General features: G+C 59.5%; 15 protein-coding genes and 2 pseudogenes. 7 read left to right on the plus strand and 10 right to left on the minus strand.

Translation table 11 applies throughout. The features are described from left to right. Window positions 1-198: 198 nt before the first annotated feature. A pseudogene (locus tag NF876_RS42030) lies at window positions 199-1,404 on the plus strand (IS110 family RNA-guided transposase); the annotation flags it as partial. A 277-nt stretch (window positions 1,405-1,681) separates the two neighbouring features. On the opposite strand, the pseudogene NF876_RS42035 reads toward NF876_RS42030, so the two are convergent. Next, window positions 1,682-2,215, minus strand: a pseudogene (locus NF876_RS42035) (IS6 family transposase); the annotation flags it as partial. Between the two features lie 75 nt (window positions 2,216-2,290). Between NF876_RS42035 and NF876_RS42040 the strand changes: the two are divergent. After that, window positions 2,291-3,430 (plus strand): RHE_PE00001 family protein, encoded by a 1,140-nt coding sequence (locus NF876_RS42040; protein WP_262273609.1) that lies wholly within the window; start codon window positions 2,291-2,293, stop codon window positions 3,428-3,430. Between the two features lie 215 nt (window positions 3,431-3,645). After that, a complete protein-coding gene (locus NF876_RS42045; protein WP_262273610.1) occupies window positions 3,646-6,297 on the plus strand; it encodes an EAL domain-containing protein in 2,652 nt (883 codons plus the stop codon). Window positions 6,298-7,092: 795 nt separating this feature from the next. On the opposite strand, the gene NF876_RS42050 is transcribed toward NF876_RS42045, so the two are convergent. From NF876_RS42050 to NF876_RS42065, 4 genes are all read right to left on the minus strand, one after another. After that, complete coding sequence (locus NF876_RS42050) at window positions 7,093-7,470, minus strand: hypothetical protein (RefSeq protein ID WP_262273611.1); 378 nt, start codon at window positions 7,468-7,470, stop codon at window positions 7,093-7,095. A gap of 123 nt (window positions 7,471-7,593) precedes the next feature. Next, window positions 7,594-7,821 carry a hypothetical protein gene (locus NF876_RS42055; protein WP_262273612.1) on the minus strand — a complete coding sequence of 76 codons (228 nt, stop codon included), beginning with the start codon at window positions 7,819-7,821 and terminating at the stop codon, window positions 7,594-7,596. Window positions 7,822-7,925: 104 nt separating this feature from the next. Then, a complete protein-coding gene (locus tag NF876_RS42060; RefSeq protein ID WP_262273613.1) occupies window positions 7,926-8,231 on the minus strand; it encodes a hypothetical protein in 306 nt (101 codons plus the stop codon). Window positions 8,232-8,324: 93 nt separating this feature from the next. Continuing rightward, complete coding sequence (locus NF876_RS42065) at window positions 8,325-8,534, minus strand: cold-shock protein (RefSeq protein WP_114946528.1); 210 nt, start codon at window positions 8,532-8,534, stop codon at window positions 8,325-8,327. Window positions 8,535-8,818: 284 nt separating this feature from the next. On the opposite strand from NF876_RS42065, the gene NF876_RS42070 reads away from it, so the two are divergent. After that, the gene (locus tag NF876_RS42070; RefSeq protein ID WP_262273614.1) at window positions 8,819-9,619 is read left to right on the plus strand and encodes a phosphatidylinositol-specific phospholipase C/glycerophosphodiester phosphodiesterase family protein; all 801 of its coding nucleotides are present in this window, start codon (window positions 8,819-8,821) and stop codon (window positions 9,617-9,619) included. A gap of 311 nt (window positions 9,620-9,930) precedes the next feature. Here the strand turns inward: NF876_RS42070 and NF876_RS42075 are convergent, their stop codons facing one another. Beyond that, on the minus strand, window positions 9,931-10,422 hold the full coding sequence (locus tag NF876_RS42075; RefSeq protein WP_262273615.1) for a hypothetical protein: 492 nt from the start codon (window positions 10,420-10,422) through the stop codon (window positions 9,931-9,933). A 212-nt stretch (window positions 10,423-10,634) separates the two neighbouring features. On the opposite strand from NF876_RS42075, the gene NF876_RS42080 reads away from it, so the two are divergent. Then, complete coding sequence (locus NF876_RS42080) at window positions 10,635-11,066, plus strand: response regulator (protein WP_262273616.1); 432 nt, start codon at window positions 10,635-10,637, stop codon at window positions 11,064-11,066. Window positions 11,067-11,399: 333 nt separating this feature from the next. After that, window positions 11,400-11,711, plus strand: coding sequence for a DinB/UmuC family translesion DNA polymerase (locus NF876_RS42085; RefSeq protein WP_315975130.1), 312 nt, complete (start codon window positions 11,400-11,402; stop codon window positions 11,709-11,711). Window positions 11,712-11,720: 9 nt separating this feature from the next. Here the strand turns inward: NF876_RS42085 and NF876_RS42090 are convergent, their stop codons facing one another. Together NF876_RS42090 and NF876_RS42095 are read right to left on the minus strand one after the other, a co-directional pair. Continuing rightward, window positions 11,721-12,521, minus strand: coding sequence for an RES family NAD+ phosphorylase (locus tag NF876_RS42090; protein WP_315975128.1), 801 nt, complete (start codon window positions 12,519-12,521; stop codon window positions 11,721-11,723). Further along, complete coding sequence (locus NF876_RS42095) at window positions 12,436-12,846, minus strand: antitoxin Xre/MbcA/ParS toxin-binding domain-containing protein (RefSeq protein ID WP_315975129.1); 411 nt, start codon at window positions 12,844-12,846, stop codon at window positions 12,436-12,438. The genes NF876_RS42090 and NF876_RS42095 overlap by 86 nt, the downstream gene beginning before the upstream one ends. Window positions 12,847-13,019: 173 nt before the next feature. On the opposite strand from NF876_RS42095, the gene recA reads away from it, so the two are divergent. After that, window positions 13,020-14,063 (plus strand): recombinase RecA, encoded by a 1,044-nt coding sequence (gene recA, locus NF876_RS42100; RefSeq protein ID WP_262273618.1) that lies wholly within the window; start codon window positions 13,020-13,022, stop codon window positions 14,061-14,063. 35 nt (window positions 14,064-14,098) lie between these two features. Here recA and NF876_RS42105 read toward each other — a convergent pair whose 3' ends face one another. Together NF876_RS42105 and NF876_RS42110 are read right to left on the minus strand one after the other, a co-directional pair. Next, window positions 14,099-15,136 (minus strand): GGDEF domain-containing protein, encoded by a 1,038-nt coding sequence (locus NF876_RS42105; protein WP_262273619.1) that lies wholly within the window; start codon window positions 15,134-15,136, stop codon window positions 14,099-14,101. A gap of 5 nt (window positions 15,137-15,141) precedes the next feature. Continuing rightward, the coding region (locus NF876_RS42110; protein ID WP_262273620.1) for a transposase at window positions 15,142-15,338 on the minus strand (197 nt) is incomplete at its 5' end.

The raw sequence follows: 15,338 nt of genomic DNA on the forward strand, positions 1-15,338 counted from the left end.
TTGGTCGTGAAGAAGCCTGTTCCTTACCCGGTCGGCCGCGACGGCCAGACGGTGCGATCCGTACGGATCGCACCGTCACCTCTCATTCTGATCGCCGCTCAACTTCCACCCTGATCGCCGCGCCTTATGCGAGCGCGGATCCGTAGTTGTCGTGTGGCCCACTGGCTCCCGAAGTTGCTTAAGCTACAGGAGCCGGAGATGAGGATCATTGCTCTCGATGTTCATCGGTCCTTTGCCCAGGTGGCAATCCTGGAGAAGGGAGTTATCCGGGATGCCGGCAAGGTCGATCTCGAACGCAGCCGCCTGTTGCGCTTTGCCGGGTCGCTGAGGCCGGACGACGAGGTCGTGCTGGAGGCGACCGGCAACACCAGCGCCATCGTGCGCCTGCTGTCGCCCTTCGTGGCGCGGGTGGTGATTGCCAACTCCAACCTGGTGCGGGCGATCGCCTGGGCCAAGGTCAAGACCGACAGGATCGATGCTCGCGTGCTGGCGAAGCTCCATGCCAGCGGGTTCCTGCCTGAGGTCTGGATGCCGGACGAGGAGACCGAGGCCCGCCGCCGTGTCACGGCCGAACGCACCCAGCTGGTCGCGCAGATGACCCGCCTCAAGAACCGGATCCACGCGGTTCTGCACGCTCACCTGATCCCACCCTATCAAGGCAGCCTGTTCGCGAAACGCGGAAGGGCCTGGCTAGAGGCCCTTCCGCTCGCAGAGGATCAGCGCCGGGTGATCCTGCGCCATGCCGGTGAGCTGGATCGGCTTGGGACCGAGCTCGCGGAGCTGGACAAGAGCCTCGCCCAGAAGGCGCTCGATGATCCGCAGGACAGACGGCTGATGACGATCACGGGGGTGAATGCCACGGTGGCTATGAGCGTCCTGGCAGCGATCGGCGACATCAAACGCTTCTCCTCGCCGCAAAAGCTGGTGAGCTACTTCGGCCTCAATCCGAAGGTGCGGCAATCAGGCGACAAGCCCGCTTATCATAGGCGCATCAGCAAACAGGGGCGGGCTCATGCCCGCTCGATGCTGGTCGAGGCAGCCTGGGTGATCTCCGGCGTACCAGGCCCCCTGCGGGCCTTCTTCATCCGCATCAGGAACAAGCGCGGCAAGTCCGTCGCGGCGGTGGCAACGGCACGCAAGCTGGCGGTGATCGTCTGGCATATGCTGAGCAAGGATGAAGATTACACCTGGAGCCGGCCGGCGCTGCTGCAGTGGAAACTGCGGCACTTGGAACTGGCAGCGGGGCATCGATCGCACCGGGGTGGCCGGCAAAGAGGATCCGCCGCCGCATACAGCAAGAAGGCGGTGCGTGAGGCAGAGCGGGAGATGGTCGGCCAGGCCGAAGAAGCTTACCGGCGGTTTGTGGCCGACTGGAAACAACGATCACCGAAGGGGTGCTCGGGTGCCGCCAATGAGGTGCGACGGTCCTATGCTGCGCGACAGGGTTGCAACCTCACGCCCTGCTCTTCGCTCCGGGGTCACCCGAGCCCGTCCACTATAGCAGAACCAGCCCTGTCGATCCACTCGCCGGTGGGCTCGGGCATCTTGCGCGCACTTGCCCCAGGGAAACCTGGCGAGCCTCTCGTCAGGCGATGACGCGATCAACCCCAGGTCCCGCCGCTCAATATGGGGACAGCGCCTGCCGCAAAACCAACTGAGGATAAGAAAAATGCACCCATCGAGCTCGAGACGCCTTGTCAAATACATCCGTGAGGTATTGACTCTGCCTGATCCTGATCGGCTTGAGCCTGCGTCGAGAACGCTCCTGAAGACGGCTCTCGGCATCACACGACAGGATGGCTTCCCGGTTGGTCTGGCTGCCGTCGATGACGATCCGTTCGGGTCGGCCGTGGCGCTTCGGCGTCGTGCGCAGAAACCGTCTGGCAGCAATGAGGTCACGTCGTTCGCTGAACCAGAACTCGACCGTGTCGCCATGGTTGTCGATGGCCCGGTAGAGATACGTCCAACGCCCGCGCACCTTGATGTAGGTCTCGTCGATGTTCCACCTGCCAGTAACGGCTCGCTTGCGTGCATTGAAGCGCTTCAGAAGTTCGGGCGAGTACCGGACAACCCATCTGTGAATGGTCGCGTGATCGACCGAGATCCCCCGCTTGGCCATCATCTCCTCCGAATTTCGGAGGCTGAGGTTGTAAGCCAGATACCACCGGACGCAGAGCAGGATCACCGACCGGTCAAAATGCCTGCCTTTGAACACCGTGTCCTCCACTACTGTGACCAACGTCCCAGTGACTGAAACTCTGAAACAAAATATTTGCGACGGATCCATCCGATGAACTTCACCGATCTTGAGCGTCTGGACGCGCCCGCCCTTCCGGTGCCGGAGTTGCCGTGGGAGAGCATCGCCGGTCGTCTCGAGCAGCTCACGATCGCCATTCTCCGCTTCGAGGCCCGGTTAGAGGCCTCGGGCTTGGCCGCCGGGTGGCAGTCCCGCTGCGATATGACCGAAGCCGTCCGAGCCCTCATGCTCGATGGCCATCTGGTCGACGTCGGCGATCTGGTGCTGCATGACGCCGGAATGGACGTGCGCAGCCCGACGCACGAACTCACCCGGGCTGCGGCCGCCCTCAGGTCCCGGCGGACGGCGATGGCCCGAAAAGCCCCATGGCCAGTGTCTTTCGATGGACTAGCGGCCCTGAGGGGTGTTGGCGGGATCGGCTCGGAAGCGCCGACGGCATCGAGACGCAAGCGGCCCGATCCGGATGATGATGAGGCTTACCGGGCTTTCGCCAATGATGCAGACCCGTGGAAAGCGCATTTCGCTGAAATCGACGCCGTCTTGGATCGCACCACGAGGGTACTCGAAGGAGAAACCCCGCTGCCCAAGAGCCGGTCGCACCTGGTCTATGACCCGGATCAGGACGAGGCGGAAGCCGAGGACTTGTGGCTCGATCTCGTCAAACGGACCTCCCATTGGCCGGCGGTTGCCGCAGCGGCCGTGGCATGGAACGCGTGGCTGGATCTCAACCTCTATACCCGCTTGCCATGGCTGGGGCTGACAATGGCTGCGTCTATTCTGAGGGCCAGAGGGCTGACCAACCACCTTCTCCCGCTCGCGGCCGGCTTCAAGCAGTCGAAGTTCCGCCCGCAGGGCAGGGGAAGGGCCAAGGAGAAACTCGATGGCTTTTGCAGTGTCGCCGAGGAGGCCTTGGAGATCGCGAACAAGGATCTGGAGAGGCTGATCCTGGCCAGAGAATTGATGGGGCGGGTCACGGCCAAGACCCGATCCAACTCGAAACTGCCGGAGTTGGTCGATCTGTTCTTATCGCGCCCACTCGTGACGGTGCCGCTCGGCGCCAAGCTCCTGAAGGTCACCCAAAAAGCCGTGGACCTCATGCTGCATCAGCTGGGTGGGGCCCTCCCACGGAAGCTGACCGGCCGAACCCGTTACCGGGCATGGGGCATCGTATAAGGCCGGCTCAACGTGTCTCGGGACGAGTTTCACAACACAACGTGCGCCGAGGCTCTTACCGCTTCCGATCCTGGCGCGATCATTTACCCCATTTCCTTTGTCGAATGGATTTCCAGAGGCTTATCTGGCTTATTCCGATCAGGGCCGGATTGTGGCCTGTGATGCACAGATGTCGTTGAAGTCCCGCCCGATGCTCATGTCCAAGAAATTGCCTCGTGACCTCCATTTCCTGGTGTAAGAACCTGCTTGCTCGCCACCCGGTCCTGAACATTATGGTTCTGGCTGTGGTCTTCAACATGTTTTGTGCGGCCCTCGTCTACGATGAACGGGGGAACGCGTCCGACCAAGCTAAGGCAGCGTCAAGTAATCTTGTTGCCTCGGTGAGCCGAGATATTTCCCGCAACATCGAGATCATCGATCTGACGATCCAGAAGGTCATCGATCGGGTCACTCAGCCAGGCTTCACCGAACTGGGTTCTGATCTTCAGCGCCAGTTGCTGTTCGATCAGGTTGCGACGGCGCAATATCTCGCCGCCATTGCCGTCGTCGATGAAAACGGAAAGCTGAGATATCACTCTCGTTTCACGGATCCGAATATCATCAACCTCTCTAAACAACAGTATTTTACCGTCCACCGTGATCGCCCGGATATCGGGCTCTACGTTTCGCTACCGATCAAGAGCCCGGTTGGCCTTGGATGGGGTATTGTGTTCAGTCGGCGGCTTTCTCACCCGGATGGCCGGTTCGCTGGGATTGCGTATGTCGGCCTAGGCTTGGACTACTTCACCGATCTGTTCGGCAGGATGGACCTGGGACCGAATGGCTCCATGTCGCTCATGCGCGCGGACAAGAGGCTGCTCGTGCGGCAGCCGTTGAACGAAAAGCATCTCGGCACGGACGTCAGTGGGGCGGAGCTCTATCGTTACTACCCGCAGCAGCGCTCAGGGTCGTACGAGGCGACCACGTCTCCACTCGATGGTATTCCGCGGCTGTACACCTTCACCCAGATCGGGGATTACCCGCTGACGATCAGCGTCGGACGCTCCCTGCAGGATGTCTATGCCGCCTGGCGAAGCCGAGCTCTGACGATCGGCGGCATCGTGCTGGCCCTGACCGGGGCCATGATCGCCCTGGCTCTGAGCCTGGGCCGCGAGTTCCGCTGGCGGCGAGCGGCGCACCAGGAGGCCTTGCACAACGAAGCGCTCTTCCGCGGAGCCATGAAGGGCGCAGGCATCGGGACGGCGCTTCTGCACCTCGACGGAACCGTGTTCAAGGTCAATCCGGCCTTCTGCCGGTTGTTCGGGTTTTCCGAACGGGAGATGCTGTCGAAGACGGCGGCCGACCTGACGCCTCCGGATGACGATCCGCCGGACGACGATCGTCTCTTGAGAGGCGAGATCGACGTCATCGAGAGCGAACGCCGTCTGGTGCGCAAGGATGGTACGGAGGTGTGGGTCCTCAGGTCCGCCTCTCTCCTACGGGACGAGGCAGGCAAGCCCGCCTATATGATTGTGCAATTTCAGGATATCACGGCCCGGCGCGAAGCCGAGGAGCGGCTCAGATATAACGCGACCCATGACGAACTGACCGGTCTTCTGAATCGATCAGCCTTCGAGCAGAGGCTTGAAGAGGCTCTGGCGGAAAGCCGTGATACCGGCATCAAGCATGCCCTGGCCTTTGTGGATCTCGACCGGCTGAAGATCATCAACGATTCCGCCGGTCATGTGGCCGGCGACGCCTTGTTGCGAGGGGTGGCAGGGGCCTTACCGAGTTACCTGCGCGAGGGCGATGTGATTGGCCGGCTCGGCGGGGATGAGTTTGGCATCATCCTGCTTGGGTGCTCGCTCGATGATGCGACACTGATCCTCGAGGAGCTCAATACCGCGCTCGGTGCGATCCAGTTCCCCTGGGAGGATCGCAGCTATAGTGTCGGCGCGAGCATCGGGGTGACCGAGATCACGCCGAGCACCCGCTCCCCAAGCGCGGTCCTCGCTCAGGCGGATGTTGCCTGCCTGACCGCCAAAATGGCCGGTCGGAACCGGGTCAGCATCTACAGACCCGAGCAGAGCGAAGCGGTTGATCGCCACCGCGAGATCGCGGTCGCTGCCGGGATCAAACTGGCCATAGAAGAGGGTCGGCTCCGGCTGTTTGCTCAAAGGATTGTCGCGTGCGCGGATCCGACCCAGCAGCGGTATGAGGTCTTGGTGCGGATGCTAGACAGGGATGGGACGATCATCCCGCCGTCTGTGTTTGTTCCGGCGGCGGAACGGTATGATCTCATTGGAGCTATCGACCGTTGGGTGGTCCGGGAAGCGCTGACCTTTCTTGGACGGGCAGGGGGCCTTGACCAGCATCCCCAGATCCACCTCAACCTGTCGGCAGCCTCAATCGGTGATGCTTCGTTCGTGGCCTACGTGTGCGAGGTCCTTGAGGTTTCCGGCGTCGCGCCAGAAATCCTGGTCTTTGAGATCACGGAAACCACCGTGGTCAGCAATATGGCCGTGGCAGCGAAGACAGTCAGCAAGCTACGAGAAATCGGATGCCAGATTGCGCTAGATGATTTCGGCGTAGGCCTGAGTTCGTTCAACTACCTGCGCCAGTTCCCGGTCGATATGGTCAAAATTGATGGCAGCTTCGTTCACAACATGACGACGAACGCGGTGGATCGCTACATCGTCAAATCCATTCACCAGATTGCCAAAGAACTGGGCGCACAGACGGTTGCCGAGTTCGTCGAGGACCAAGCGACCTTCGAATTGGTCTCGTCCATGGGGATCACTTTCGCCCAGGGCTACGCGATCCACAGGCCTGAGCCCTTCGAGGGGATCATGGCAGATCACGAAATCCGGGTCGAAGCAAAATGCTAATGTGTCATTACTGTTGGGACAGGCTAAAGTTCGACCAGGTCTTGTAAAAATGGTGACCGGGTGCGGCCGCATAAGCTTTCCTTAGTTATGCCACGAACCTGCCATTGGCTGTTCATATCCAATGGGTTAGTGCTTGATCCCGTTCTAAAGGGCGGTTTCGCATGTTGATGTGGAGCACATTGGTTACTTTCCTCCTCTCGTTGGCGGCCATCAGGCCGCTGCGGGCGAGTGCTCCCTCCTGGCTCCTGTCTGGGGCAGAGCTGGCGGCGGTGATTAGCCTCTTCGCCCTGGTGTGCTTTCTTGAAAGCAGCGGTGGCAACCCCGATCGCTCCAATCCCACCGGCTGATAAGTTTCGGTAAGGAACTTCGCCTAGGGTGCGGCTCCGCCCTCGATCAGAGACTGCCCATGTGAAGCTTTCTGCTCGCCGCGATCGGGATTGTTCTGGCGTCTCAACAACCGGCGATCGCCGACAGATTGAGGCTTGCTGGCTCCCTCTGGCAATGCACCCGCGCCTCTGATCGATCCCGGTTCGTGATCACCTTCTATCCGGGGGCGGCGTTGGAGGAGGGGAGTTCGAGAACGGTGAGGTGAGCCCCTACATTTTCGATGCCTCCCGAACCAAACCGGGCGAATGGCCGGGCAATTGGAAGCAGAGAGGGCAGCGTTTCACATGGACGTTCCCGGATCAAAGCGTCCGGATTGACGGGAGCCTGTCAGGTCCTGGGCGGGCCACTGCGCGGCTCAGGGGCACCGAGACTTCGTCGGGAGAACGCTCGGCGATCACCTGCACCGCTCTAGGTCCTCAAGCGGGCCGCGTACCGCTTCGGATCCTTGGCTAGGAGATGCTCGACCCTCCTGCGCTGGAACTCTGGCGCGAGCGTCTTCTTGATGAAGGTGTTGAGGTGCCTGTCCCAGGTCTCCTCAGAGACGTTCCCATATTCGTCTGGTGAAAGCATATGGGCGCGTTTGGTGGCTAAGGTCCTGACATGTGTCAGGGCCGCCCGGTCCGTCAGGTCATAGATGAGCAGAAACGAATGGACCCTGGTCAGGCGCAGGAATAGCAGCAGCGCGAACCCAATCCAGGCGGCGATCGGCTGGAGATACAAGCCGATGCCGAAGAGCAAGAGCAGTACGGCGCTGAACGCCTTATGTCTCCAGAGGTAGCGAAACATTCCCTTATCCGGCAGTCGGCGGCGGCTTTCAGTGTGACTGCGAGGGTTTTGGATAGCCGACTGGGTTACCAGAATCTTGGCAAAGATTTAGGCCCGCCGAAACTCACAGGATTATTTCGGCTGCTACTGCCTGGTGATCCGCGTCCGGTCAAGGATTTGACCTGCGAATTCCCGTAACTCTTCGGCGGTGCTGCCTTCATCTCGCTGGATGACGAAGAGCCCTGTATGAAGCAGGATCATCAACTCCCGAGCTTGCTGCGCTTCGCCATCTGCGGCCGGCATGACCTCAGCGATCTTGGCTCTCATGATGGCAGCGTCGCGATCGAGGATCTCCATGAGGCGTGTGGTCACTGCGTTTTTCTCCGAGGCAAGTCCTCAGGGGCTTATCACCTGAGATAGTACACATCTGCCAATTTATAATAGGGGAGATGATGGGCAGATGCAGGGCCGCCGCATCACTCAGGGTTGATGCCGAGGGCAACGCAATAGCCAAAATAAGCATGCTCCCCTGCCTTATGATAAATCTCTGCGATCTCCATTTTTTTGTGCCGGTCGAGAGCAAAGCGGGATCCAGTACGCTGCAGGCGCAGATGGGCTTTGGGACAAGCATCGAGTTTGACGGTCTCACGCAATCGAGGAAATTCCTCAGTCGACATCTCCGGCGAGTAGCCATCACGCCCCATGAACATCACGAAGACACTCCGGTGCTCGTTGATGAAGCGCTCGTCGCTGAGGAAGTCAGGAGGCGATGTCTCTGTCATGGGGTTCTCCAGTTGGACAGGCAAAATAAAAAAGCCGCCCCGGAATGGGGCGGCTTTTCGTTGAGGCGGAGCAATCCGCAAATGTGAGAGGTCTTAGACCTCCTGCAGGTTGGCCGCAGACTCTTTGCCCGACCGGCGGTCCTGCTCGATCTCGTAGGAGATCTTCTGGCCGTCCTTCAGACCGCGGAGGCCTGCGCGCTCCACTGCGGAAATATGAACGAACACGTCCTTGCCGCCATTGTCGGGCTGAATGAAGCCGTAACCCTTGGTTTCGTTAAACCACTTAACCGTCCCAGTCGCCATTCTCGTCTCTAGTCCCTTGTAGTTCCCCTCCGGCGGAACGTCCTGCTCCGCCCTCCGGTGACCGACCGATCACGCGAAGGAGGCTAGTTGGGCAAGGTAACCGTGGCAACAAAGTGGCAGAAGGATAGTAAATGGCGGGAGATCGGCGGAGTTGCCTCGCAACGCCCCGGACCTATTTCCTAGACCAGGGTATGAGCCGGCTAAGGACTGCGACGTCATCAGCATGTCACCGATCCTTGGAAGACCAGCACCCCTAACAAGTAGATGAAACTACTGGAGGAAACATGAAGACCCTGCTCCTGGCCGCTGTCCTGGCCCTTGCCCCGGCGATGGTCTCTGCTGCCGACGTGAAGCCTCTTGCTCAAGCTCATGCTCACAATGACTACGAGCATCAGCGGCCTCTGCTCGATGCGCTCGACTATGGCTTTACCGGCGTCGAGGCTGACATTTGGCTTGTAGATGGCAAGCTGCTGGTGGCGCACGATGAGGCTCAGATCAAGCCTGAGAGGACCCTTGAGGCGCTATACCTGGACCCGCTGAAGAAGCGCATCGCTGAGAATGGCGGCAGGGTCTATCCCGGCAGTGAGAGATTTACGCTCCTGATCGACGTCAAAACTGAGGGTGAGCCAACCTACAAAGCTTTGGCCGAGGTGCTTGCCAAATATGCAGGTATCCTGACGGTCGTTCGGGACGGCAAAGTTCAGGCGGGCGCCGTCACTGCGGTCGTGTCCGGCAACCGCCCGAAAGACTACATGCTCTCGGAAAAGGTTCGCTATGCCGGTTATGATGGCCGCATGCCTGATCTGACCTCCGACATGCCGGCATCCTTCATGCCGCTCCTGAGCGACAACTGGACCAAGGTGTTCACCTGGAAGGGCGAGGGAGAGATGCCCTCGGCCGAGAAGGCCAAATTGCAGGACATTGTGAAGACGGCCCATGGAAAGGGCTGGACCATTCGGTTCTGGTCGACACCCGACCAGCCGGGTCCGCAACGTGACGCAATCTGGAAAGAGCTGAAGGCGGCCGGCGTCGACAAGATCAACACCGACGATCTTGCAGGCTTGCAGACTTTCCTGAGCGAGTAACCCGATAAGCGACCGAGATGCGCGCGTCGTGAGCGTGCATCTCAGTTGTTCCAGGCCCGTGATTTACAGGACGGGCTGGATATCGCTTCAAGAATGTCGGTATCCATCGGTTTCGACGCCGATGAACATCCCGTGCCAGGTGCCGCCGAAAATGGTGTTGAACGAAATGTGCCGGAACCGCTTCCGAAACTCTCGATAACTGGAGCAGCCGTTCGGTGAGCGCTGAAACAGCTGGTGGATCGATTTCATCTGAGCGCGGGTAGGTCGAGCGCAATTCATGTTTTCTCTCTTCTAAGTGGAGTGAGGCTGGATCAGTCGGCGAGGATACCAGCGGCCGACAGGACGGCTTTCGCTTGGTCCGTGAAAGGGAAGTCGATCCTCTGCTCCTCTGTCATGAGCCCCCATGCAGCGCGGAACAGGTCCTGCAAATCCCCGATTTCATGGTCACCTTCAGAATCCTCACCATGCACGAAGGCAGCATGTGTGAAGGTGTCGGCATCCTTCACGTCGGCGAGCGTGAGCGAGCGCTTGGTGTCGTCGCGTTCCGTGAGCACCGGCTCGAAGAACTTCTTGGCCGGGAGCCCATCGCCCTCGTCGAACGCGTTGACGATCTTGGCCTCGATGGCGAGGGTGAATGCAATGCCCTGAGATCCCACGAGGCGATCAATGCGATCAATGATCGCCACGGCGTCGACCGGGAACGTGAGCTCGTTGTCATCGGCGTCCAAGCCGCTGGTTCCGACCAGCATTTGAACCACGTCGTCTTTCTTGAACCCGAAGGCCTCATGCAATTCCTGGGTCATTTCAGGCGTCCTCGATTGATGTTTCTGGGGTTTCCCGCATTGGGAGTGCGCCAGGCAAAAGGGCCGTCATCTCTCGACGACAGCCCTCTTGGTCGGCTCGAATGGGGTCGATAACCCTTTGCTTACCATACCGGCCACTCGTGGGTGCCGGAGCCGAACTGCGGGGCAGGCGCGTCGTTAACTAAGCGGACTAGCTCAGTGAGGTTGCGTACATGACACCGATCCTGTCCCCTTGGAGCCGCTCAGCCCCGGCTAAAGCTCGCCTTCCGAAGAATCTGCGCCAGCGCGTGCTCGTGGTCGAAGATGAGTTGATCATCGGTGAGATTGCGGCTGAAGGTCTGGCAGAGGCCGGCTTCGAGGTGTTTACCGCCGCGAGTGCCGAAGAAGCCGAGGTGATCTTGGCCGATGTTTCCGTGGACGTCCTCTTTACGGACATCAACCTCGGCGGCCGGGACGGATTTGAACTGGCGGCATCAGCTTTGACGCTCCAACCGCTTCTGTCGGTTGTCTTTACATCCAGCCACCCCCGCGCCTGTCACGGCATGTGTGCGTCTGCGGGTGTCCCGTTTCTGCCAAAACCTTATCGGCTGCCTGAAATGATCGACATGATTGAGCGCGCGGTGAAGCGCGATCCTCCTCAATGAGGCGGAATCGGCTTAGATCAGAGGTTGGCCGGTGGAGTCACCAGACGAGGCTTGGTCTTAGCCCTGGCTTTGAGAAGCAAGGCCTTGAGGTGCTGCTTGACCTCTGGTTCATTGACCGCGAGCCGGGCTGCGATGGCGCCTGTCGGGTCCCAGCGGCTAAAAGCCAGAGAACAAGAGCTTCCTGGACCTACAGTGCAGGTCGCTGCCGCCTTGCATTCTCGTTGGCGGCGGGATCCACATCCGGTTTAACCTTGCTAGGGGCATTGATCATCGCCCTGTGCGTCCAGACCGCATCCGAAAGTCGGTTGGCGCCGAGAACACCTTTTAGTCAACCTGTCGGAGTTCGAGCCCATGAAGACGGCACTTCAGCCGATCCTCGACAAGATCTGTCGCTACTGCAATCAAACAGGGGTCAACGGGCGAACTGTCACGCTCAAGATCAGGTTCGCAGACTTTCATCAAATTACCCGCAGTCGCGCGCTGACTGGGCTTGTTGAAAGCCGGAGTGGCTTAGAGGAGATCGCAATCGGTTTGCTGGAGTCCGTTTTTCCGATTGGGAAACCCGTTCGTCTTCTCCGAGTCGCCTTGTCTACGTTGAACACGGAGGAGAAGCCGCAGAGCCCTCAATTGAGCCTCAGCTTGTGATCCTGACCGTCATGCGGCCCGCTCCCATGCGAAGGCTGCTGTTCGTGCATCGGAGGCCATCACTTCGGGCGCGAACTGGATCGCTAGCTTAGGACTTTCGCATAGGGCTTGAACACCAAGACGCGTCAGACGCATGCGCCATGTCTGACGCAGGATCGGCTCTGGGCGATCGAAGACCTCGCAAGAGAGCCAGGTCAAAGCAGTTCCCTTTCTGGGGCAGCGGACTGACAGTGAGCGCAGCCCGGTCGCGCCGGCCGCTCGGGCAAGATCGGCAAAGGCCTGAGACGCGCTGTAGTCGCTGAGATGGGAGAGGGAAGGATCCCCGCGTTCTGTCAGATCGATTAGGGCATCGGTGGCGACTGAAACGGAGAACGCCGTGTATTCGGCAAAACCTGCTGGGATCAGAGACTCTGGCGCCTCGGCATAGAAAAGGATCCGATAGAAGGCCATTTCGGCGATTGCCGTCTCCACATGCTCTGCCGTGTAGAACGCTCCCTCGCGCTGTCCGGCTCGGCGGAAACGGGATCCGTGCCGAGGCGTATATCGAAAGGGTGTATAGAGCAGGGGGTGGAGGTGGCGGCAGGCTGGTGGCACCGGCGGCTTGGTCTCATGCAAGAGTTCCTCGAGGCGCGCCTGCTCATCCAATGTATCGACAAGAGGTACTGTCGAGATGACGTACTGGGACTCCACTACGCGCCAGCAATGGCCCTTAAAGGGCCGGAACTCAGAGCGGAGCGCGTCGGGAGTCGAGATAGTCGATGACATGGACAAGGCCGGAAATAGATTGGACTGCGTCAACCGGACGGGCATTCAGGGCGGTGTTGTGACTCTTGAACCAAGATGCCGCCGAGGCGGTATTGCCACCGACGATGGCGTCCAACGAGCGATAGAGCCGGACGAAGAGCAGAGACAGCTGGAAGGCATTCCGGTCCCGGTCTAAGGCGAAGTCGCCAGTCTTCATCCGGGAGATGGTCGCTTCCGAGACACCAATGATGGAAGCGAACAGGCGGCCGGGAAGTTCAAGCCGCTCTGCGGCTCGGACGGCTGCTTTGGATACAATGGCTGCATCCTGACTGATCCGGGCAGGTTGCGCTGTCGAACTCATCTCTCTTCCCTTTCTGTAGACAAAATACACCCTTAAATCTTTCTGTAAAGAGATTTGTTCCAACGGTTTCGACGATCTTGAATGAGAGGCAGGACAGCGGCCACGCTGACAATTCACCGCAGTTCACTTTTTGTTCTGGTTTTTTGGGGTGCTTTGAGTTAGCCTCCCCTCATTCCTCGACAATTTGAATGTGCGGAGCCTTTATGAGCTTGGATAGGAAGAAGGCGATCGAGACTGCGGTCGCGCAGATCGAACGCGCCTTCGGCAAGGGCGCCATCATGCGCTTGGGTGGCGACCAGGTTGTGGAGGTTGAGACAATCTCGACTGGCTCGCTTGGACTCGATATTGCCCTGGGTGTCGGCGGTCTGCCAAAGGGACGTGTCGTCGAGATTTATGGGCCGGAGTCGTCGGGCAAGACCACGCTCACGCTTCATGCCATTGCCGAGGCCCAAAAGAAGGGCGGCGTCTGCGCCTTTATCGACGCGGAGCACGCCCTTGACCCGGTCTATGCCCGTAAACTCGGCGTCAATCTCGATGATCTCATTGTTTCTCAGCCCGATCATGGTGAGCAAGCGCTGGAGATCGCCGATACGATGGTGCGTTCGGGCGCGATCGATGTCGTGATCATCGACTCCGTCGCTGCCTTGACCCCGAAGGCCGAAATTGAAGGCGAGATGGGTGAGAGCCGCCCCGGCCTTCAGGCCCGGCTCATGAGCCAAGCTCTTCGTAAGCTGACTGGTTCCATCAATCGGACCAACACGCTGGTGATCTTTATCAACCAGATCCGTATGAAGATCGGCGTGACCTATGGCAGTCCGGAGACGACGACGGGTGGCAACGCCCTTAAGTTCTACGCCTCCGTGCGCCTCGACATCCGCCGGATCTCGACCCTGAAGGATCGCGATGAGCCAATCGGCAATCAGGTGCGTGTGAAGATCGTCAAGAACAAGGTGGCTCCGCCGTTCAAGCAGGTCGAGTTCGACATCATGTTCGGCGAAGGCATCTCGAAGATGGGCGAGCTTATCGACCTCGGCGTCAAGGCAGGCGTGGTCGAGAGGTCGGGCGCCTGGTTCTCGTACGACAGCCAGCGCCTGGGGCAGGGCCGCGAAAACTCCAAGACCTTCCTGAAGGAAAACCCGGAGATCGCAGCGCAGATCGAGGGCAAGATCCGCGAGAATGCGGGTCTGCTCATGCATGATCTTCAAGCCAACGATACGGGCGAGGCCGCGGCCGATGATGCAGCGTAATGGAAGAGGCCGGTCCGCGAGGATCGGCTTTTTTCTTAAGCCACCTGTTGATCCGGCAGAGAAACAATATCGAATGAGCGGAATCGTCCCCGGCCCTCGGATTTTGCCTGATACAAGGCTTTGTCCGCGCTTCGCATGATCTCGTCGCGGGTCAATCCGGGATCCTTCGCCATGAAGATCCCGATACTGGTTCCGATTGTGACCTCCTGGCGTTCCAGTCCAATCGGTGCGCTGATCGCTGCGATGATCCGACGCGAGACTGTCTCGGCAATATCGATCGACACAGGATCCCTGAGCAGGACGGCGAATTCATCGCCACCAAGGCGGGCAGGAATATCATTGGCCCGGATCGCATTTTGAAGTCGCTTTGCGACGATCCGCAGCAATTCATCACCGGCCGCATGGCCGAACTTGTCGTTGACTTGTTTGAAGCCGTCAAGATCGAGATACAGGACTGTCAGCGGCTCGGCGTGGGTGCGGAGCCTGTTGAGGTCAGCGTCTAAGCGCTGGCGGAACAGAACCCGATAGGCCAACCCAGTCAGGGCGTCGTGGTGGGCAAGGTGCGTCAGGTTCTTGGCCAGATCCTGAACCTCATCATGAGCACCCTCCAACAGATCGTTTTGCTGCTTCATGAAGCCACTCAGCCCGAAGCCGCAGAGGATCATTCCGATCATCATGAACGTGAAAGTGCGATGCAAACTCATCAGAGCTGCATGATCCTCGGTAATCAGATCGGCAACATATTGGTTTGCCGTTCCCACCAGATGCGGCAGGATCGTTGCGATGGGCTCAAGTATGGCGGTTGCTTGCGCGGCCGCGCCGGGCTTGTCGATGCCATAGATGAATGGCTCTGCGGCCCTGCGGATCTCCTCGATACGATCAGCCGCCGTCTTTGTGCCTTCGTTGCTTTGGATGAAGGAGCCAAAGTTGCCGTCCTTCAACATGCCGAAGCGGCTTTGAACGATATCGAACCGGAGAATGACGTCGTCGGCAGTCACGCCGCTGTCACCCGTGCGATAGGCAAGGAGTGAATGTTGAAGGTGATAGAACTCGGATTCAGCTTTGTTTGCCACCCAAGCTACATCCATTCGCGGCGGACCATGCGATGGAGATCGGCGACTGATCCGGGCAGTGCGTTCTCCATGGCGCGCTTGACACAGGCATTACACTGCTCCTCTGGGTTGAGCTCCGGCGCATAGGCCGGCAGATAGGCTGCCGCATAATCCTGCGGGTGGGCTGCGATGAAGGCGGTGGTCGCCTGTGACCGATGGGCGT

This window comes from Microvirga yunnanensis (genome assembly GCF_025460875.1).